Here is a 21,180-nt window from a genome sequence, read left to right on the forward strand (position 1 = left end):
CTATGGTCAATTACTTGTTATCTCTCCCTGTCTGCTCCAACTCTGTGAAGTGGTCTACATACCTCTGGGTTCTGGCGTTCAGAGCAGCCTCCGGATCGATCCCTGCAAGCCTGGCGGCATCTGCAACCAGAAAAAGCAGTTCACCTATGATTTCCTCCAGATCATCCCTTCCCTGCTGCAGGGACTGCTTAAGACCTGAGGAAACGATACACAACCTCGCAGCGACCTGTTCCCTCGGTTCATAGGCTCCGCATTCGGCCTCCATGAAATTCTCCGGAACCAGATCCGCACGTTGCACCTTGGTCAGCACCTTGCCTGCACGCATCAGCGCCGGAAGCGCCTTCGGCACGGAGGCAAGCCGCTGAGAAACACTGGATTCTCCGTGTTCATTGCCTTTTATATTTTCCCATTTTTCAAGGATTTTGTCAATATCTTTGTGGGCTGCGTCCCCGAAAATATGCGGGTGCCGACGGATCATCTTCTCGCACTCATCGTTGATCACCTGAGTCAGATTGAAACTGCCGGACTCCTCAGCGATGATCCCATTCAGGACCACCTGCAGCATCACATCTCCAAGTTCCTCCCGATAGTTATCCATATCCTGGTTGATCACCGCATCCACCGCTTCGTATGCTTCCTCCAGCATGCAGATACGCAACGAGTCATGGGTCTGTACGCTGTCCCATGGACAAAGCCTTCTCAGGATCCGAACGATCTGAAACAGGCGCCTGGTGGCCTCGATCTCGTCCGGAGCCGCCTCATAAAGTGTCTCATCGATCATTATGTCGTTCTTCAGTGCTTCCATACTTTTCCTATTACCTTCTTCAGCATTCCTCCTCCGGGGAGCTGATCCAATTCATCATAGTGGATCGCTTTCACCGCGAAGATCAGTATCACATAGACCACCATCGCTGCCAGGATAGCGATCACGGTCGCCAGCATATTGGCTCCCACCTGGCCGTGATGCGCAGACAGAACAGTGAACAGACCGTGGTAGACCAGCCAGGTCACCACAGCCATGCCAGCCGCGGCAATACCTGGACGCAGGTAAGTCATGGTAAAACTGTAGGTTAGTCCTGTGTATTTCTTGACACAATAAGCATTCAGCAGCATGGCGAAGGAATAGGCAAACATGGTGCCAAATGCCGCTCCCATGATGTTGATGCTGTGGATTCCAACCAGAATATAGGTAACAACAACCTTGCCGATACAGCCGATGGCCAGATTCCTCACCGGGATATATTGCTTCCCCACTGACTGCAGGACACTGGTCGACGTCTGCATAGTAGCCAGAAAGATGATGCTGATGGCCATGACCATCAAGGTCGGCGTAGCATCCGCACAGGACTCCCACTGGTTGAAATAGAGCAGTCTGAGGATCGGTGTCGCGATGACAAAGATCCCAAAGGCGCACGGAAAGGCCATGATCATCGTTGTCCGGTACCCAAGCCGGATGGTATCATGGACCCCCTGCATATCCTTCACCTTATAGCGGGAAGACACCGCCGGTACGATGCTGACAGCCACCGCTTGGGTAAAGATCTGTGGAAAGGCGATGAGGGCGTTGCAAAATCCGCTAAACAGGCCGTACATGTACTCCGACTCCTCCGGTGTCCACCCGGTGTTCTGGAGTACTCTGGTGATGATGCCCGTGTCTATGAGCGTCATGATGGGCATTATCTCACAGCCGATCACGATAGGAACGGCGATCCACAGAAGTTTCTTCGCCAGTGTGCGAAGATCCTCCGTTGTCTGATCGTGTTCTTCCGCCTGTCGCCGGAAAACCTTGCGGTTGGCAAGGAAGATCAGGAAGATCACCAGAAGACCGCCTACTGCCCCTGCGGAGGCTCCACCGGAAGCCCCGGCTGCTGCCTTTACCAGATCCCCTGCTTTGAAGAAGGTATAGGCGAGGACCAGTCCGGTCCCGCAGCGTACCAACTGTTCCACGATCTCGGAGAACGCCGTAGGCGCCATGTTCTGATGCCCGTTGAAATATCCCCGGAATGCCGAGAAGAAAGGCACCAGGAACAAGGCAGGCGCCATGGCCCGGATGGCCAGCGATGCCTTTGGAATCTTGCAGAGCACAGCGATATAGTCCGCTCCGAAGAAGCAGACCACAAAACTGACGCCTCCAATGATCGTCATAATCATCAGCGCCGCCTTGAACACCTGATCCACATTGCGATACCGCTCCTGCGCGATGTTCTCAGAGACCATCTTGGATACCGCCACTGGGACACCGGCGGTACCGATCACCACCAGCAGCCCGTAGATGGCATAGGCGATTCCGTAATAACTCATGCCCTGGGCACCAAGCCAATTGGTCAGCGGTATGCGGAACACCGCTCCCAGCACCTTCATGAGTACGCCGGCGCCGGCCAGAATGGCCGTCCCCTTCAGAAATGTTCTCCCCTTCTCTACCTGCATGCACTCCCCCCTCTATCGTCAAAGCCTGGCGAGGATCCCCGCCGTTGCCTTCTCTGTTTCCGCGATGACGCGTTCTTTATCGATTGTAACATAATCCCCGTCTTTGTAAAGGACCTTTCCGTCCACCATGGTCATCACCACATTACTGACATCTGTCGAATAGACCAGATTGGTCGCCATAGAGTGGATCGGATGCATATTGATTCCGCTGATATCCAGTGCGATCAGGTCGGCTTTGTAGCCCTGTTTCATAAGACCGCAGTCCTCTCTGCCCTGGGCTAGCGCACCTGCTCTGGTGGCCGCATAGAGTACTTCCTTTGGGGTGATCACCGTAGGGTCTGCCGACATGACCTTCCCGGCAAGAGCCATGATCTTCATCTCCTCCGGAAAGTTCAGGCTGTTGTTGGAGGCAACGCTGTCCGTCCCGATGGCCAGGCGGATCCCCCGCCGCAGAATCTCCGGAGTGTTGGCCATACCACTGGCCAGTTTCATGTTGGAGCAGGGATTGGTTGCCACCGTAACGCCCTTCTCCCTCAGGATGTCGTAGTCTTCTCCCTCGATCCATACGCAATGCGCTGCGATGGACGGCACATCGAACACACCACAGTCCGAAAGATACTGCACCGGTGTCCGTCCCTGGTGGCGTCCCTGGCATTCCTGATGTTCTTTCTTTGTTTCAGAAACATGGATATGCATGCGCAGGCCATTCTCCTTCGCCCATGCGGCCACTTCCCGGGTCACGCGCTCCGTGTTGGTGTACTCCGCATGAAGGCTGGCATCCAGCAGGATCCTGCCATCCGCCTGCCCGTGAATCGCGCGCAGGGCATGGTTCATCTCCAGGACTGATGGCATCTGCTCGAAGGGTGTATCGTCGAAACTTACGATGGACCGGGAGATATTGGCCTTGGCACCGCTGACTTTCACGGCCCGTGCCATATCTGTCACAAAGTAATACATGTCCGAACTGGATACGATTCCGCTGCGCAGGGACTCCGCCAGACAAAGCATGGTTCCCCAGTAGACTGCGTTCCCATCCAGTTTATCTTCAAAAGGAAAGATCCTGGTGTTAAGCCACGCATCAAGGGAGAGGTTCTCTCCATACCCACGCATCAGTGCCATGGGCGAGTGAGCATGGGCGTTGTAGAACCCGGGCATGAGCAATCTGCCCCGCCCATCATAGCCTTCGCCGTAGTCCGCCGCATTCGTCGGCATAGTGTTTCCAATATACTCAATACGGTCATCTTTTGTTCCTACGAACATGTTCTCCTGCAGATCCAGGTTCTCGTCAAGAATGGTGATTCTCTGAAATAACATGTGCTTCCTCCATTATGCTGAGCATCTTAAGTGAATCAGTGATCCTCTGCCTTGGGATCAATGGAATCCTGATGAAAGGTTCCACACCGCCGTGGAAAAACGCCCGTCCGCCGAAAGCATCGCCCAGCTTTACTACAGCCAGCGGCGTCAGGCCGTTGTTCTCTCCAAATGTGAACAGGATGCGGTTTCCCTGCTCATAGATCCTTAACACTCCCAGATCCTCTGCCAATGCCCGGATCTGCGAAATGCGGATCAGATCTTCGGTTTCCTTGGGGATGTCTCCGAACCTGTCGATGAGCTCGTCCAACACCTCCTCTGCATCCGCTTCCCGACGGATCCGTGAGATCTTGCGATACATGGAAAGCTTCTGCGATTCGTTCTCTATATAGTAATCGGGGATGCCAGCTCTGACCTTCAGCTCAATGGAGATGTCAGGCTTCTCCTCCTCCGGATCCATGGGCGGCAGCTCTCCTTTCAGACGTCTGACCGCCTCATCTACAAGTTTGCAGTAGAGCTCGTAGCCGATGTCCATAATATGCCCGGACTGCTCTCCTCCCAGAAGATTGCCGGCGCCCCTGATCTCCAGATCCCGCATGGCCACCTTGAACCCCGATCCAAACTCCGTAAACTCTCGAATGGCCCGGAGTCGTTTCTCTGCCACCTCAGACAAGACTTTCTCCCGCCTGTACATCAGGTAGGCATAAGCGATCCGGTTGGAACGTCCCACCCGGCCGCGGATCTGGTAGAGCTGTGCCAGGCCGTAACGATCCGCATCTACGACGATGAGGGTGTTGGCGTTGGGAATATCGATGCCCGACTCCACTATGGTGGTCGCCACCAGTACGTCGATCTCGTGATCCACAAAACTCAGCATCACGTCTTCCAACGCCTGCTCGCTCATTCTTCCGTGTCCCGTCGCCACCCTGGCTTCCGGCACCAGCTGCCGGATATGCTCTGCTACTTTGCTTATGCCGTTGACTCGATTGTAGATCACAAAGCACTGTCCGTCCCGGTCCAATTCCCGGCTGATGGCCTCACGGATGACTCGATCATCCTCTTCCATCACGTAGGTTTGCACCGGATACCGCTCCTCTGGAGGTTCCTCGATCAGACTCATGTCCTTGATCCCTGTCAGAGACATATTCAGCGTTCTGGGGATGGGGGTTGCTGACAGCGTCAGCACATCCACGCTCTTTCGGAGCTGCTTGATGGCTTCCTTGTGCTTGACACCGAACCGATGCTCTTCATCGATCACCAGCAACCCAAGATCCTTGAACACCACATCCTTCGACAGGATTCGATGTGTCCCTATGATCAGATCCACCTCGCCGCTGGCCAGTCCTTCAATGATCTCCTTCTCCTGTTTCCCCGTCCGAAAGCGAGACAGCATCTCCACATGGAAGGGGAAATCGCTGAACCGATCCCGTAGGGTATAGAAATGCTGATTGGCCAGCACCGTGGTCGGCACCAGGATCGCCGCCTGCCTTCCTTCTGAAATGCACTTGAAGATGGCTCTGGCCGCCACCTCCGTCTTTCCGAACCCCACGTCCCCACACAGGAGTCTGTCCATGGGGCGGGGTTTTTCCATATCCGCCTTGATTTCCTCTATGCAACGCAGCTGATCTCCTGTCTCCTCATAAGGGAAACTGTCCTCAAAATCCTTCTGCCAGACAGTATCCTCTCCAAAGGCGTAGCCGGGTTCTGCCTCTCTGGCTGCATACAAGGCCACCAGCTCCTCTGTCATATCTGCGATGGCGCGTCGGGCCTTGGCCTTGGTAGCCTTCCACTCTGAACCGGACAGCCGATTCAGTTTTGGAATCGTTCCGTCTGCCCCGATGTATTTCTGGACAACGGCGAACTTCTCTACCGGTACATAGAGCACGTCACTTCCGGCATACCGGATCTTCAGGTAGTCGCTGGTGATGCCCTTGACATCAGGCCGCTGGATCCCCTCGAACCGGCCGATCCCGTAGCTCTCATGCACCACGTAGTCTCCGGTCTTCAGATCCGTAAAACTGTCGATGGTCTGACCCAGGTTGCTTTTCTGTACCTTCTTGCGACGCGTCTTCTTCTCAGAGAAAATATCGTTATCACTGATATAGCAGAGTTTCCTGTCCTGGAACACGAACCCCTGGCTCAGGCTTCCAAATCGGAAGGTCACATGGGAGAGGCCTCTCATCCGGTCCACAAACTCTACCAGGTTACTCTTCCGCTCCTGGCTGCTCACGGTCAGGGTAATGTCATATCCTTTGTTTATATAGGCGGTGAGTTCCTGTTCCAGCAGCTCCATGTGACCACGGAAACTCATCATCTGTGAACTACGGACACTCAGAAGATCGTCGTACTTTTCAATCCCCTTGATCTGCCTCGGAAATGGCGAAAGCAACACCAGTGGTCTGTGCGCATAGGCCTTCTGCAGGTCCTCCCGACCGGGGATCCTCTCGTGATCCTGAGGGATCAGCTCCCCCCGCTCAAGCATCACCTGGAAATCGTCGTTCATTTCCTTGGCGCGCGCTTCCAGCGTCTCCATGACTCTGGCGGGATCATCCACGTAGACTGTCCCTTGCCCCAGGTAGTTCCATAGGTGGTCTGGTTTATCGTAAAAATATTGAATGTAGTTCTCCAGGATCTGGAGGTTTGCTTTGTTCTCGATGTACTCACACAGCTCGTCGCGCCGCGCCTCCAGCGTATGCACCACCTCCGGGTCTGCGTCCTTCTTCAGGAGCCTGGTGGCCTGGGCAGTGTATGCCTTGCGGATCCGTTTCGCCGCCTCTTCGAAGAGCCGGTCATCCAGAGGCATCTGGCCCGCCGGACCGATGACGATCTCTTTCAGCGCATGGAGGGATCGCTGCGTATCCAGGTGGAAGGTACGGATGGAATCCACCTCTGTGTCAAAGAACTCGATCCGGCAGGGTTCGTCCATATCCGGCACAAAGATATCCACGATGCCTCCCCGGATGCTGAACTCCCCCTTCGCCTCTACCATAGGGACCCGTTCGTATCCCAGTTCTACCAAGGTGTTTCGGATATCCAAAAGGAAGTGCTCTTCCCCCAGCCGGATGTGTATCTCTTTCCCGGCAAAGACCGCATAGGGAACGGTCCTCTTGACGGCGGAGGTGACCGGCGCCACCACGATGCAGTCCTCCTCTGATGCCAGAGCTTTCATGGCGCTGATCCTTCGGAGCATCTGGTCCCGGTTCCTGGCCTCGTAGCGCAGGAACACCTGGTCATCCTCCGGGATCACATGAATAGTCCTCCCAGTAAAAAAAGAGAGATCATCCGCCAGCCTCCTTGCCCGCGGCTCGTTCGGCACGATGATCAGACTCTTTCCTTTCTGTTGTTCGATGATCTCGGCGATCTGGAAAGCGCTCCTGCTCTCCGATACACCCGAGATCCCTGTCACCCCTTTTTTCATCACTCTCTATGATCATCCCCCGAAGACTCTTCCCTCTGCGCTGCCGCTTCAGAGGCTGGAGTCTCCTGGTCTTTCTCCTTCTTTTGTTTGCGTTTCTTCTTGGTGTTGTAAAGATTCATGGCCTTGTCTGGGCCGTCTGTCACAAAGCATTTCGTCGCATCCACCGCCGTGCGCACCGCCTGCTCCAGAATCGGCACCTCGGATTTCTGGAATCCGCCTGTGACAAAACTGATCAGCTCTTCCTTGTTGCCTGTGCCCATGCCGATACGAATCCTGGGAAAGCGATCGGAATTGAGTTTCCGAACGATATCCCGCATGCCGTTGTGTGTACCGGCGGATCCAAACTTCCGCATGCGGATAGCCCCAACCTCCAGATCAAAATCGTCATAGATCACCAGAAGATTCTCGACTGGCACCTTGTAGAAATCCATGATCTGCCGCACCGCATCGCCGGACAGGTTCATATAGGTCTGGGGCTTCACCAGAAGTACCTTCCGGGTGCCGATCCGCCCCTCCCCAAGCAGGGACTTGAATTTCAGGCGGCTAACCCGTATGTCCAGATCCTCCGCCAGCTGATCGATGGTGATAAACCCCAGGTTGTGTCTTGTATTCTCATATTTACGGCCTGGGTTACCCAGGCCGACGATGATAAATAGATTGCTCATATTCCTTTGCTTACTCAAATAACTTGCTTACAGATCCGTTGGTGAAGACTCTCGTCATCGCCTCCGCAAACAGCGGAGCTACGGACAAGGTAGTAAACTTATCGAGTTTCTTCTCCTCCGGGAGAGGAATGGTGTTAAGCAGGACCAGCTCCTCAATAGCAGACTTCTCGATCCTCTCTACAGCAGGTCCCGAGAGAACCGCGTGGGTGGCGCCTGCATAGACGGCCTTCGCACCCAGATCCTTGATGGCGTTGGCGGCGTTGGTGATGGTCCCGGCTGTGTCAATCATGTCATCCAGGATGATACAGTTCTTTCCTTCAATATCTCCGATGATGTTCATGATCTCGCTCTTGTTTGGCTCCGGTCGACGCTTATCCACGATGGCGATGGGACAGTTGAAGTATTCTGCCATGTTTCTGGCCCTCGGAACACTTCCGTGATCCGGAGAAACGATCACCACGTCTTCCATGTTCTTTTTCATGAAATAGTGGGCGATGATAGGCATACCGATCAGATGATCCACTGGGATATCGAAGAATCCCTGGATCTGATTGGCATGGAGATCCATCGTCAGAACTCTGTCTGCACCTGCCGCCATCAGCAGATTAGCGACCAGTTTGGCTGTGATGGCATCTCTTGCCTTGGCCTTTCTGTCCTGCCTGGCGTATCCGTAGTAAGGAATGACCGCATTGATCCTGCCTGCCGAAGCGCGTTTCACGGCATCGATCATAATCAAGAGTTCCATCAGGTTGTCATTGACCGGCTCACAGGTCGACTGAATGATGTATACGTCGACGCCTCTGACCGATTCCCAGATATTCACAGAAACTTCTCCGTCGCTGAACTTGTTAACAGTGGCTTTCCCAAGCTGCTTGCCCATGATCGATGTGATCTCCTCAGCCAGTTCTCTGTGCGAGTTTCCGGCAAACACCTTATAATCTGTAAAAACTCCGTTTCTCATAGCTACCTCCATGTTATAGAGCGATGCCTTGCGTGTCGATGATCTATTCCTGTCCGAGGATCATCCTGCCAACCTTGAACACGTCACCCGCACCCATGGTGATGACCAGATCTCCATCTCCGGCTTCTCGATTGACAAACTCTGCGATCTCCCGGAAATCACCCATATAGTAGACCGGTTTCTGCGGATGGGCTGCGCGGATCTTCTCTGCCAGCTTCTCCGAATTGATGTTGTATATATCCTTCTCTCTGGCTGCGTAGATATCTGCCAGAATGAGCACATCTGCCTGTTCAAAGGCCTCCGCAAACTCATCAAACAGCGCCAGTGTCCGAGTGTAGGTATGGGGCTGGAACACGCACCACAGCGTCTCGTGGGGCAGCTTCTGGGCAGCTGACAGGGTAGCCTTGATCTCCGTTGGATGATGGGCGTAATCGTCCACGATCTTCACGTGGTTATCCGTGACGCCTACCGTATCGAATCGCCGCTGTGTTCCGCTATACTTGCTGAGTTCCCTGCAGATTAGCTCTGCCTCTACCCCCAGCACGTGACAGCAGGCAAAGGCCGCCGCCGCATTCAGAACGTTGTGCTCTCCCGGAACATTCAGTTTGACGTGCCCCAGATTCTTCGGCTCTTCCTGAGAACCTGCCTCCCTGTAAAGGACATCAAAGGAAGGCATGCCGTCTGTCTCGAATCGGATCCCGCTTATCTGATAGGTACAGGATTGGTTGTAGCCATAGGTGATGACGTTATCCCTGCCGCGAATGACTTCGCTGACAAAGGGGTTGGAATCGTAGGCGATGATCTTCCCTCCTTCGTGCACGTCCTCCGCAAATCTGCGGAAAGACTGTACGATATGGTCGAGATCCTTGAAATAGTCCAGATGATCGGAGTCGATGTTCAGGATGACCTCGATATCCGGTCTGAGTTCCAGGAAACTGTCTCTGTATTCACAGGCTTCAGTCACAAAGTAATCCGAACCGCCGATCCTGGCGTTGCCGCCGATCTCTGCCAGATTGCCGCCTACCAGGATGGTAGGATCCAGTTCCGCAGCATCCAGTACCAGAGAGACCATGGATGTGGTCGTGGTCTTGCCGTGCGTGCCGCTGATGGCAATGCCGGCCCCGTACTCCTCCATGAGTTCTCCCAGCACCTGCGCCCTGGAAGCGAGGGGAATCCCCTTCTCCCTCGCCCGGATGATCTCCGGGTTCTCCTCTGCGATGGCGGCGGAATAGATGATCAGTTCCGCTTCCTCCACGTTGGAGGCTTTGTGCCCAATATAGACCGTCGCGCCCATGCGCTCCAGCTTCTCAGTGATATCCGAAGCTTTCATGTCTGAGCCTGTCACGCGGTATCCCCTGGACAGCAGGATCTCCGCGATTCCAGAGAGACCGATGCCTCCGATACCAATGCAATGTACGTTCTTATATTTCTTTAAATCCATCATATAACATTACCCCTCATTCTCATGACACTTTAGTATACCATAACCTTTCATAAAATGCTTTACAAATTGCGATTTTTATTTTATAATTTCAAAATCCGGTACGAATAAACATTATTCGTTCCGATTTCGATCATCTTTTTAAACATTTAGTCAAAAAAGATATCGATTTTCCTTGCACAATGGGTTCCGATTGTGTATAATAGACAAAACAGAATATGGCCAGAAAGGTGGGCTGCTATGAACATTACAGACGTAAGGGTTCGTAAAGTCACTTCCGAAGGCAAGATGAAAGCAATTGTTTCAGTTACTTTTGATGATGAGTTCGTGGTACACGATATCAAAATAATCGAAGGTCAGAGTGGCCCGTTTATTGCGATGCCTAGTCGCAAAATGGGAGAGGGAGATTTCAGAGATATCGCCCACCCGCTCACATCAGAGACACGTAACCGAATCAAAGAAGCGATTTTTGCCGAATACGAGCGCGTATTGGAAGAACAGGAAATCGAACCAGACACGACACCATTGGGGTAATGACATCGTCATTACATGACATATCTATGGTGGCTGTTGTACAAGGGATCTCTTCGAGATTCATTCGGTATACAGCTACTTTTTTTTATACAAAAAATCATGTTGTTCCCTTCCTGCATTGGTGTTATCATGGAATTGAATTACGATCAAGAACGCTATTGATAGGAGGAATCATCATGCAAGTGGATGCAAAAGTCAAAGAAAGACTCAGAAGTGACAGAGGATATGATCTGATCATGAGCGCGGAAGACGCCGCCGCCATGATCGAGGACAACATGGTGCTGGGCGTCAGCGGCTTCACCGCCTCCGGCTACCCCAAGGCCGTCCCCCACGCACTGGCAGAGCGCGGCAGAAACGGCGAGACACTGAAGGTCGACATCTATTCCGGCGCCTCGCTCGGTCCGGAGATCGACACCGAGCTCACAGAAGCCGGCGTGCTCCGCTACCGCATGCCCTACATGACAGACAAAGCCTTCCGCACCGCTGTCAACAACGGCACCTGCGATTACGTGGACATGCATCTGTCTCAGTCCGCTCAGTATGTCAATTACGGGATCATGCCGGACATCGACATCGCCATCGTGGAAGCACTTGCGATCAACGAGGACGGCTCCATCGTTCCCACTACCTCCGTTGGAAATACCCCGGTATTCATCAAGAACGCCAAGAAGGTCATCGTGGAACTGAACACGCTGCAGCCCATGGGTCTGGAAGGCATGCACGACTGCATCGTGCTGGACAACCCGCCGCACCGCAAGCCAATCGGCATCACCAACCCCGCCGATCTCATCGGCAAACCCTACATGGAATGCGGCTGGGACAAGATCTGTGCCATCGTCATCACGGACATCCAGGACAAGCTCCGTCCTCTGTCCGCCCCTGACGAGAACTCGCAGAAGATCGCGAACAACATCATCCGGTTCCTGGAAGGCGAGGTGGAAGCAGGCCGCCTCACAGACACCCTGCTCCCCATCCAGTCCGGCGTCGGAAGCGTGGCCAATGCCGTCCTCTACGGACTGCTGGACTCCGATTTCCACGATCTGACCTGCTACACAGAGGTCGTTCAGGACTCCATGCTGGAGCTGGTCAAGTCCGGCAAGGCCGTCTGCGCCTCCACCACCGCCATCACCCCTTCTCCTGAGATGAAGGAGAAGTTCGACAAGGAATGCGACCTGTACAAGGGTAAGCTGATCTTCCGTCCGGAGGACATCAGCAACAACCCGGAGGTCATTCGCCGCCTGGGCGTGATCTCCATGAACACCGCCCTGGAGTTCGACATCTATGGAAACGTCAACTCCACCCATGTCAACGGCAGCGGCATGATGAACGGAATCGGCGGTTCCGGTGACTTCTCCAGAAACGGCGGGATCACCATCTTCTCCACCGTGTCCACCGCCAAGGGTGGCAAGATCAGTTCTGTCGTCCCCTTCTGCTCCCATGTGGATCACACGGAGCACGATGTACAGGTGGTGGTCACCGAGCAGGGCTACGCAGATCTCCGCGGCCTGACCCCCAAGCAGCGGGCCATGGCCATCATCGAGAACTGTGCCCATCCGGACTACAAGCCTATGCTGATGGATTACTTCCAGAGAGCCTGCAAGGAAAGCAAGTTACAGACCCCGCACATCCTCTCTGAGGCCTTCTCCTGGCACATCCGGGCCATGGAGACCGGGAGCATGCTGCCGGAGAAATCCGCAGAAGAGAGAGTAGCCGAACTAGAAGCCAGAGTCGCTGAACTGGAAGCGAAACTTGAGAAATAGCCATCACTGACAAAGGAGTGTCCCATCAGATCTCGAATCTGACCGGACACTCCTTTAATCATTCTCAGCAGACCACAGGATTCCCCCTCTGCCCATCAATTCGTCGGATCAATTGACTCCAGCGGTATCTGCTCAGACTCCCACGAATTGTCTGCGTGTATGGTTTTCAGTTCCGCACCACGCTGTTTCGTTTCCTTTTCAATGCCCGGCATTGCAGGGCTCTGTCAAACATTTTGCTGGGGTAGTCGGAACAGCACACAAGATCATTGGTGATGCCGCCGTGATCGCCGGGGTTTTCTCCGTAGAAGTATTTCACCTTGTCGCTGCCGTCAGAATTACGTATCTCGATAAGCTGATTATTTCTGCCCATAATATCTGGCTGGATGTAAGGGTAGAGCAGATTGGCGGATGTTTTGAACGACAGCGACTTGTAGATCTCGTCCAGTTCCCTCTTATTGCCGGAAGCCAGCGATTCTGGGTCGTGGTTGCCGTAGGTGAAGGCCCACGGAATACCTGTGTTACGCATAAATGCCGCAAACTGTCCCACAGGTGCGGTGTTGTTCAACGACATTGACATGATACCGAGCGGAAAACACAGATCCCCTGTCACCACGACCAGGTCGGGATGTGTATGCTCGATTTCCGCAAAGCAGGCCTTCAGCGCTTTCAGGTCCTTGCGGTAGGAGTACAGACTTCCGCCGATATGGATATCCGTCAGATGAAGATCTTGAAATCGTCGGTGGACTTGGTAATGGTGTAAACTCCTGTATCGTCGTTATACTCTATCTTATGGGTGTTATGCGCAACAACGGGAACGGAGTTGATATAGCTCTGGGTATACCATGTATCCTGCTGTATAAACACAAAGCCTGATACCGCCACCGCCGTGTACACCGCTATCCTCGGCTTGTTGATAACGATATTCCTGAATGTGATCCTGCGCCTTAATGTGAAGTCGTAGAGAATGACGAGCAGCCCGAAGAGCAACCCTGCAACCATGAACACATTTCCCGGATACGCTGTAGCCTTGCTCTCTATAACCGTAAACGCCGTCACCGACAGCCAGTAAACTGCCGAGAACAACGTCACCGCGATAATGTGCTTTGTATACTTCGCCTTATCAGGAAAATGAATCCTCCGACGTACCATTCTTCGACCTTCCGATCGGACTCGCGACGATCCTGATCAACATACCCATCATATTGTTCACATACCGCATGCTCGGAAAGAAGTTCTTTCTGATATCGATCAAGACCATGCTGATCTGCTCTTTTATGATCGACTATGTGATCTGCTACTTCCCGGTATTTTATGGAAGCCGCCTTATAGCATCAGTACTGGCCGGCATCACCTCAGGCATCGGCTACTCCCTTCTGTTCAACGAAGGATCCTCCACAGGCGGTACAGACTTCATCATAGTCGCCGTCAAACAAAAAAAGCCAAATCTGTCCTTTGGCCTTCTGGTTGGAATAATCGACAGCTCTGTTGTGGCCCTGTCCATCCCTGTATTCCACGATGTCTGGTCCTTCGTATACGGCATGATCTACACCGTGATCTGCAGCCTGGCGCTTGATGCTACCACAAAGGTGCTTAACAGCGAGAAGATACGTCTCCCCTTAAACAAAGCAGCGTAGGCAGTCTCATGCAAAGGCCTGCACACAAGGAATGCGCGTTCGCCGGGCGTACCACGAAAAAAACGGAAGGCTCCCTTCCGTTTTTGGTGTTGTTCACTGCAGCTTGTTTTATACTGCAGCTTGTTTTATCAGGAATGCAGTTCCCCACAGGCTGGTATTATTTATGGTTCCACTGACCAGGGGATACCTTCAGCAGATCGCTCTGCCCTACCTGCCCCTCACGCTCCACAGGATTTCCATTGTCGTTTTCAAATGCGTGATTTGCTCTCTCTACAGCCAGATCAGCGGAAGGATTTCCGGTAACTACTGTATGGGGGTTATCACCTTTGTTGATGTGAAGACAGAAGATATCTGGTCTGGAGTATTGTCCAACCGGATCGACCATGGCCTTCGCCTGAAGAATCTCATTCAGGTCAATGTCGGCGTAAACAATGCCGTCCTGATCATCTGGCAACCACTGGCAAAGGAAATCTCCCGAAGGGCTGATGATCTGTGCCAACCCTCCTCCTTTACTCATGACCTTCAGTTTATCAGGATCGTTGCCGCAGAAATAGTCCAGACAATCCTGCCCCACCAGAGGCATGGCCATCAGTACAAAGGTCTGCGTCTGCATGGCGTATACCCTGGAAAAATCGATCACATTTCCATACGCCTGGGTAAGGTAATACAGAGAATTGAAACGATTCCCCGGCCAGGCTGCAATGTGAATCTGCTCATGCATAGAACTCATTGCGTACGTGATCAGCGGCTGCACATGTTCCCAACACTCTGTGGTACCTATAATGCCTAAGGGCGTCTTCACGACCTTCAGATCCGCGCCTGTTCCATCTCCACAGACACACCGTTCCGCATCTGTCGGCTTCAGCTTTCGGCGATTCATCAGAATCCTGCCTTCATCGCTAATCACCACTTCGCTCATGTAACGACTGCCGCCATCGCGTTCAATATACCCGGTGACGACATAAATGCTGTTATCTTTTGCGGCCTGCATCAGACGACGCATCTCCGGCCCATCCAGCTCAAGGGAATTCTGCATGAGGAGGAGATCGTATTTGGAATGGCCGTCCCACATCCTCTCCGTCCAGACATGATACATGTACCCCGGGATCATACACTCTCCAAAAGCAACCAGCTGCGCTCCGTTAGAAGCTGCCTCACGGATCATCTGGATCATCTTTGTGATGGTTTCATGGGCATTATACCAAACCGGCTCCATCTGCGTCGTCGCAACTCTTACTCTGATGTCATAATCAATCATAATCAGGTCCTCTCGAAAACCCGGTCCCCATCCATGCGCCGCCAAACGACTACGAAAACGGAGGCCACTCTCCTTCATGAACATTGTAGCAGATTGCCAAACTATCGACAAGGTGTTTTTCAGACGCTTGACGTGTTACGCGCCTGCAGCAGGCGCTTCTGAGGATGGGACCAAATGGACCAACGCCTGTAACAGCGAGTTCTATCCAGAAGAAGACAGCAGCATTGACCCGTTGTATGTAGCCCTGAGGGGGAAGCCTTGGACAGGGTACGGACTACTGCCTGGAAGGAGGCCCGCCAGAAGGTGTCCATTCTACCAAAGCACAGGGCCGGAAGATCAAGTACGAATGTCCTTACGATACTGCTCCGACGGAGAGATACTATAATACGCCAAAGAGAAAACTGATCAACCCACATGATGTGAATGGTACCCCCGAGCGGTTTACTACTTATTCAAGATTCTACAGAGCCTCAATCCCTCGGTGGATAAAACGTTGTAGATCGCCCCAATTTCCCCACCAACTCTGCATTGGTGCAGCTAGCTCTTCTATCATTCTGGATAAAACAACTGCAATTCAGCCATTTTATCCATTTTGTATAGTCATCTATTTTCATACCACAAAAATCAGAAACAAATATTACCCCCGCCGCCTTCTGTAAGGGACATTTTTCCACATTCCGTCGCAATTTCCTTCCTTCACCGCTTCATATCCTCCCACTTCGCCCTGTTCTAACCTCCATGTGCGTCATCCACAAAGCCCTACGTGGATAAAACGCTGTAAATCCGCACTCACCATCCACAGGCGCCAGTCGACAGGTCTTCCAGCCAACCATTTTTCTGTATAATAATACAAATATCCTGTTTTTTCTGAGTAACACACATTTGACGCCCTAATCAGAATCGCACCACTCTCAAACGCCGCCTCCACACATCGAACCGGTTCATCCGCCTAATTACCATTCAAAATTACCCCCAGTTCAAATAAAAATTTATTCAAATCGTCCGCTTTGCGGACTCCACAGTGTGTGGATCACTCGCTTCGGCGAGTTTTTTATTTGATCAGCTCAATATCGGTTTATAACAACGTGCTCACAAGATGATTATATCACATTTTTACCAATATAAAACCCGCCGTACCAGCAGCGGGCGAATTGTCCTTATTCCTCTGTCTCCTCTTCTAAAATGATCTCGTTCCCCAGATACGCCAGGATCCGCATCACGTCCTTCTTGCGGATGCTGATGGTGGCCGTGTTTCGGCAAGGATGGAAGTTGATATTGGTGTCTTCCCCTGCCGTCACGATCTCATTACCGAGCACCACGGTGATCTGCTTGTCCACGTCGTTGAAGAGCGCATAGGGTGTCACGGAACCAGGCTTCAGCTTCAGCAGGTCCCACATCTCCTCCTCGTTTGCGAACCGGGTCTTGGTCCACCCCGTTACCTCCTTGAAGTGTTTGGCCTCCATCCGGCGCATATCATCCAGAATGATCATATAGTAGCGCCCTGTCTTCTTGTCCTTCATCAACAGATTCTTCACGTTGAGTCCCGGGAACATGCAGTCCTGCGCTTCCTCCTGTTTCGCCGAGAACAACGCCACATGCTCGTGCACCTCGTACTCCCTGATGTTCAGCTCATCGAGTATCTCAAAGAAACGCTTCTCGTTCTGATCCATTATATCCCTCCTGTCGAATTAAGAAAAACCGCTGGAACCCTATGATCCCAACGGTTTACTGGAGGCGACACCCGGATTTGAACCGGGGAATAAAGGTTTTGCAGACCTCTGCCTTACCACTTGGCTATGTCGCCACTTTCGTGAATACTGAGATGCGACCGAAGTCACATCTCAGTTAATTGGCTAGGGTAGCAGGATTCGAACCTGCGCATGATGGAATCAGAATCCATTGCCTTACCACTTGGCGATACCCCAACGTAATGGGGTGGGTAGTGGGATTCGAACCCACGCATGCAGGAATCACAATCCTGTGTCTTAAACCCCTTGACTATACCCACCATGTGTTGATATTTTACCACTTCCCCTTACCCTTGTAAAGGGAAATGGTCCGAGTTTTTTAAAAAATTGGCGACCAAGACGGGGCTCGAACCCGTGACCTCCAGCGTGACAGGCTGGCATTCTAACCAACTGAACTACTTGGCCATATGTGGTGGGCGCTACAGGGCTCGAACCTGTGACCCCCTGCTTGTAAGGCAGATGCTCTCCCAGCTGAGCTAAGCGCCCACATATGGTAGCGGCGAGTGGAGTCGAACCACCGACCTTCCGGGTATGAACCGGACGCTCTAGCCAACTAAGCTACACCGCCACACACAGTTGAATTAATCACTGCAAGACTTATATTACCAAACTCCAACCGCAATGTCAAGGGGCATTTTATCAAAATTATAATTTCTTTTTGGTAGTTACTCCTTTTCTGCGGCCAGCGCCTCATGGAATGCCTTTGCCTCCTTGCAGTCCCGCACGATCTGATCGGCCAGTTCCTGGACATCATCGAACTTCACCTCGTCCCGGGTCTTCTTTAGGAACTCGACGATAATATTCTTCCCATAGAGTTCTTTGTCAAAGTTGAAGATGTGAGTCTCGACGTTCTTGTTGTACTTGCCGATGGTCGGCTTGTTCCCGACGTTTGTGACGCTCGGATAGCGCTTGCCATCATAGGTCACGTACGTCACGTACACGCCGTTGGGCGGTGTCACCATATTGGTGTCGATTACCAGATTGGAAGTAGGAAACCCAAGTTTGCGGCCCAGGCGGTTTCCAACCACCACCTCTCCGCCGATCTCATAGTGGCGTCCCATGTAAGTCATGCACTTCTCCACCTGCCCGGAAGCAATCAGTGTCCGGATCAGCGAGGAGCTGACTACGTTGTCATTGATCTTGAAAGGAGGAAGCTCAAACACGTCAAAACCTCGATCCATTCCGATGTTCCGCAGCACATCCGGATTACCTGCCGCTTCGTAACCGAACCGGTAGTTGAAACCACAGAAAGCCGCTTTCATGTTGAACCTGGTCAGCAGGATCTTCTCTATGAATGCCACCGGATCCATGTTCATGATTGCCTTGGTGAAAGGCACCTCGAACATGTAGTCCACCCCCAGGGACTCGATGATCTCCGCTTTCTCGTTCTTATACAGGATGCACTTGACCTTTCTGGTCTTTGGGAGCAGGTCCTTCGGATGGTTGGAGAAGGTGAACACAGCAGCTTTCAGCCCGTGCTCCCGTGCGTGCTCCACCATCTCGCTGATCAGTTTCTGATGGCCAAGGTGTACTCCGTCGAAATTCCCAAGCGCAACTGCTGTTGGTTCGATGCCTGTTATGTCCTCAAGATTCGCAAAAACTCTCACTTTCTATCTCCTTCTCTTCCGGCCAGGAGCCCCGTCCCGTCCGCAAATATCTTATCTGCCCGTATGTTTTCGCCGTCCTCATCCATGGTGACGATACCCAGGAATACATCCTCTGGTACCGCATACGCCAGATATGTCCGCCGAAACTCCTCTCTGATGGGAAGCGGGAACACTTCTGTCTTGAATGCCGGCTCCTCAACGATCTGAATATGCTTTGTCCACACCGGTAGCCCGGTCGTGATCCGCCGGATATCCAAAGGTCCGCTCAAATGCACCCTTCCGAAGGCGGTCAGTGCCTCCTCAGGGGCCTTCATGATGGCACAGATCTCTTCCGGTGACATCTCCTCCAGTTGCGCAAGATCCACTGCTTCTTCCAGCACAAAGCCGCCTGTGCCGTTTCTCACCAGACTGGCCATGGCTCCACCGACTCCAAGCCTCTCCCCTGCTTCCTGACAGATAGTGCGGATATAGGTTCCCTTGGAGCATGTTACCGAGAAGACGATCTCGCTGTCATAGCCCTTCCCCAGAGACAAATCATCGATCGTCAGATCCCAGATATAGATCTGCCTGGGTTTTACTTTCTCCAGGATCTGGTCCCCCTGTCCATTGCGCGCATACTCGTAAAGCTTGCGCCCATCCACCTTACGGGCAGAATACATGGGAGGCAGTTGCCAGATCACCCCCTGAAAAACCGAAAAGGCCTTTCTGACGTCCTCTTCTCTGATCAGGTCGATTCGGGATTCCTCTGCCTCACTGAGCACCGTGCCGGTCACGTCTTGGGTGTCGTACGTCCGCCCCAGCCGCATTGTACACCGATAGGTCTTGCGATCCATATCCAGATACTCCATGATGCGGGTAGCCCTCCCTACGCAGATAGGGAGCACGCCCGTCGCCATTGGATCCAAGGTTCCTGTGTGTCCCACCTTCCTGACGGACAGGAGCCTGCGTAACCTCCCTACCACATCGTGGGAGGTGAGACCCGCAGGCTTGTTTACGTTGATGATACCGCCATGCTCCCGCAGCCATTGGTCACGGGAGGCCGTAGTGATTTCTGTTTTCTGGTTATTCCTCATCTGCAATACTCTTAAGTACCTTCTCGGTTACCGCATCTATCGCCTCCTGGAGACTCATAGTAAGAGTGGCTCCAGAAGCTTTCCTGTGCCCTCCGCCCCCGAAGGCCATTGCGATGGCTGCCACATCGCAGTTTCCTTTCGCCCGAAGACTGAGTTTGATCTCATCATCGGCTTTTTCCTTGAAGAATGCGGCAACTTCCACACCGCGGATGCTGCGCAAATTGGCCACCACTGCATCCGTATCGCCCGAACGCACATCGTTCTCCTCCATCATGGCCCGTGTCACATACGCCATTGCGAACTTCCCATCTGCAGACAGTTTCATGTTGTTCATGACCTGTGCTTCTATGCGCATTCTCTCAGGACGCTGCGACTCATAGAGTTCTACGTTCATGCGATTCACATCCACACCACAGTCGATCAGATCCGCAGCGATCCTGTGGGTCTGGGCTGTCGTATTGGAGTACTGGAACCTGCCGGTATCCGTGTTGATCCCTGTATACAGTGCCTCTGCCGTCTCCCGATCGATGGGGTGATCCAGTGCGCGGATAAGATGGTAGATCAGCTCTGCCGCAGCAGCGGCAGAAGGATCGATGATGTTGTAGTCAAACACCGGCTCTGTAGTGGGATGATGGTCCACACAGATACTGATGGGGGCCTGGTGGAACCAATTTGCCCGCTTTGGATACCTTCCGTCCTCACCACAGTCGATGCACATGGACACCGTCGGGACATCTGAGACCTCTCCGATGGGCATCGTGTATCCATGGTCCAGAAACTGCAGGTTCTCCGGAATCTCGTCCTCTGTCACCACATAGCAGGTCTTGCCGAGCTGTCTGAGGACCCTTGCCATCGCTACAGTTGAGCCAATGGCATCCCCGTCCGGACTTATATGGGGATAGAGCAACACGCTGGAGGCCTCTTTCAGGACTCCGGCGACTGTCTGAAAATTATCATTCTTCTTCGTCATGAATATTCAGACCTTTCAATACTTCGTCCATATGTCTGCCGTATTCCATAGATCGATCGATCTTGAACAGCAGCTCTGGCACGTGGCGCAGCTTGATCTCCCTTCCGATCTTGTGGCGGATCTTTCCTTCTGCGCTCTTCAATCCTTCCAGTACGTCCTTCTCCTTCTGTGCTTTCCTGTCCTCGTCACCGGCGAGATCCAGGATGGTGATGTAACAGGTGGCATAGCTGTTGTCCCCCGTCACATCCACATCCGTGATGCTGATCATGCCTTCCAGGCGAGGATCCTTGAGTTCCTTGAGGAGCATCTGGCTCAGGATCTTCTTGATCTCCTCTCCCAGACGCCCCTGTCTATATCCTTTTCCCATTGGCTT

Annotated in this window: 18 protein-coding genes and 6 tRNA genes; 3 read left to right on the forward strand and 21 right to left on the reverse strand. The window is 52.9% G+C overall.

Going from position 1 to position 21,180, the window contains the following annotated elements:
• Window positions 1–10: 10 nt before the first annotated feature.
• From P156_RS0103425 to murC, 7 genes are read right to left on the reverse strand one after another with little or no spacing between them, the layout of a single operon-like run.
• On the reverse strand, window positions 11–805 hold the full coding sequence (locus tag P156_RS0103425; RefSeq protein ID WP_027868938.1) for a MazG family protein: 795 nt from the start codon (window positions 803–805) through the stop codon (window positions 11–13).
• On the reverse strand, window positions 793–2,427 hold the full coding sequence (locus P156_RS0103430; protein ID WP_027868939.1) for a polysaccharide biosynthesis protein: 1,635 nt from the start codon (window positions 2,425–2,427) through the stop codon (window positions 793–795). The genes P156_RS0103425 and P156_RS0103430 overlap by 13 nt, the downstream gene beginning before the upstream one ends.
• 18 nt (window positions 2,428–2,445) lie before the next feature.
• The gene (locus tag P156_RS0103435; protein ID WP_027868940.1) at window positions 2,446–3,741 is read right to left on the reverse strand and encodes an amidohydrolase; all 1,296 of its coding nucleotides are present in this window, start codon (window positions 3,739–3,741) and stop codon (window positions 2,446–2,448) included.
• Complete coding sequence (gene mfd, locus P156_RS11395) at window positions 3,713–7,156, reverse strand: transcription-repair coupling factor (RefSeq protein ID WP_051600577.1); 3,444 nt, start codon at window positions 7,154–7,156, stop codon at window positions 3,713–3,715. The genes P156_RS0103435 and mfd overlap by 29 nt, the downstream gene beginning before the upstream one ends.
• The gene (gene pth, locus P156_RS11400; protein WP_081818429.1) at window positions 7,156–7,821 is read right to left on the reverse strand and encodes an aminoacyl-tRNA hydrolase; all 666 of its coding nucleotides are present in this window, start codon (window positions 7,819–7,821) and stop codon (window positions 7,156–7,158) included. The genes mfd and pth overlap by 1 nt, the downstream gene beginning before the upstream one ends.
• Window positions 7,822–7,831: 10 nt before the next feature.
• The gene (locus P156_RS0103450; protein ID WP_027868941.1) at window positions 7,832–8,782 is read right to left on the reverse strand and encodes a ribose-phosphate diphosphokinase; all 951 of its coding nucleotides are present in this window, start codon (window positions 8,780–8,782) and stop codon (window positions 7,832–7,834) included.
• A gap of 43 nt (window positions 8,783–8,825) precedes the next feature.
• Window positions 8,826–10,226 (reverse strand): UDP-N-acetylmuramate--L-alanine ligase, encoded by a 1,401-nt coding sequence (gene murC, locus P156_RS0103455; RefSeq protein ID WP_051600579.1) that lies wholly within the window; start codon window positions 10,224–10,226, stop codon window positions 8,826–8,828.
• 237 nt (window positions 10,227–10,463) lie between these two features.
• On the opposite strand from murC, the gene spoVG reads away from it, so the two are divergent.
• Window positions 10,464–10,757 (forward strand): septation regulator SpoVG, encoded by a 294-nt coding sequence (gene spoVG, locus P156_RS0103460; protein ID WP_027868943.1) that lies wholly within the window; start codon window positions 10,464–10,466, stop codon window positions 10,755–10,757.
• A gap of 176 nt (window positions 10,758–10,933) precedes the next feature.
• Complete coding sequence (locus P156_RS11405; protein WP_051600581.1) at window positions 10,934–12,517, forward strand: acetyl-CoA hydrolase/transferase family protein; 1,584 nt, start codon at window positions 10,934–10,936, stop codon at window positions 12,515–12,517.
• Window positions 12,518–12,683: 166 nt separating this feature from the next.
• On the opposite strand, the gene P156_RS13520 is transcribed toward P156_RS11405, so the two are convergent.
• A complete protein-coding gene (locus tag P156_RS13520) occupies window positions 12,684–13,235 on the reverse strand; it encodes a metallophosphoesterase (protein WP_081818430.1) in 552 nt (183 codons plus the stop codon).
• Window positions 13,232–13,666, reverse strand: coding sequence for a hypothetical protein (locus P156_RS13525; protein WP_051600583.1), 435 nt, complete (start codon window positions 13,664–13,666; stop codon window positions 13,232–13,234). Before P156_RS13525 ends, P156_RS13520 begins: the two co-directional genes overlap by 4 nt.
• Before the next feature lie 53 nt (window positions 13,667–13,719).
• Here P156_RS13525 and P156_RS11410 point away from each other — a divergent pair, with 53 nt between their 5' ends.
• On the forward strand, window positions 13,720–14,151 hold the full coding sequence (locus P156_RS11410) for a YitT family protein (protein ID WP_242838693.1): 432 nt from the start codon (window positions 13,720–13,722) through the stop codon (window positions 14,149–14,151).
• Between the two features lie 157 nt (window positions 14,152–14,308).
• Here the strand turns inward: P156_RS11410 and P156_RS11415 are convergent, their stop codons facing one another.
• The 12 genes from P156_RS11415 to rbfA all read right to left on the reverse strand — a co-directional run bounded on the left by P156_RS11415 (window position 14,309) and on the right by rbfA (window position 21,174).
• A complete protein-coding gene (locus P156_RS11415; RefSeq protein ID WP_051600587.1) occupies window positions 14,309–15,409 on the reverse strand; it encodes a carbon-nitrogen hydrolase family protein in 1,101 nt (366 codons plus the stop codon).
• A 1,157-nt stretch (window positions 15,410–16,566) separates the two neighbouring features.
• Window positions 16,567–17,079, reverse strand: coding sequence for a YbaK/EbsC family protein (locus tag P156_RS0103490; protein WP_027868946.1), 513 nt, complete (start codon window positions 17,077–17,079; stop codon window positions 16,567–16,569).
• A gap of 59 nt (window positions 17,080–17,138) precedes the next feature.
• A tRNA-Cys gene (locus P156_RS0103495) sits at window positions 17,139–17,213 on the reverse strand.
• 46 nt (window positions 17,214–17,259) lie between these two features.
• Window positions 17,260–17,334, reverse strand: a tRNA-Gln gene (locus P156_RS0103500).
• Between the two features lie 6 nt (window positions 17,335–17,340).
• A tRNA-His gene (locus P156_RS0103505) sits at window positions 17,341–17,417 on the reverse strand.
• Between the two features lie 68 nt (window positions 17,418–17,485).
• Window positions 17,486–17,562, reverse strand: a tRNA-Asp gene (locus tag P156_RS0103510).
• A 5-nt stretch (window positions 17,563–17,567) separates the two neighbouring features.
• Window positions 17,568–17,643, reverse strand: a tRNA-Val gene (locus P156_RS0103515).
• 5 nt (window positions 17,644–17,648) lie between these two features.
• Window positions 17,649–17,725, reverse strand: a tRNA-Met gene (locus P156_RS0103520).
• 97 nt (window positions 17,726–17,822) lie between these two features.
• Window positions 17,823–18,764, reverse strand: a complete 942-nt coding sequence (locus P156_RS0103525) for a bifunctional riboflavin kinase/FAD synthetase (RefSeq protein ID WP_051600589.1) — start codon at window positions 18,762–18,764, stop codon at window positions 17,823–17,825.
• Window positions 18,761–19,837, reverse strand: coding sequence for a tRNA pseudouridine(55) synthase TruB (gene truB, locus P156_RS12670; RefSeq protein ID WP_051600591.1), 1,077 nt, complete (start codon window positions 19,835–19,837; stop codon window positions 18,761–18,763). The genes P156_RS0103525 and truB overlap by 4 nt, the downstream gene beginning before the upstream one ends.
• A complete protein-coding gene (locus P156_RS0103535) occupies window positions 19,827–20,807 on the reverse strand; it encodes a bifunctional oligoribonuclease/PAP phosphatase NrnA (RefSeq protein ID WP_027868948.1) in 981 nt (326 codons plus the stop codon). Before P156_RS0103535 ends, truB begins: the two co-directional genes overlap by 11 nt.
• Entirely contained in the window at window positions 20,791–21,174 is a 384-nt protein-coding gene (gene rbfA / locus P156_RS0103540) for a 30S ribosome-binding factor RbfA (RefSeq protein ID WP_027868949.1), read from the reverse strand. The genes P156_RS0103535 and rbfA overlap by 17 nt, the downstream gene beginning before the upstream one ends.
• Between the last annotated feature and the right edge of the window lie 6 nt (window positions 21,175–21,180).

Source organism: Eubacterium sp. AB3007, from assembly GCF_000688015.1.
GTDB lineage: Bacteria > Bacillota > Clostridia > Peptostreptococcales > Anaerovoracaceae > Aminicella.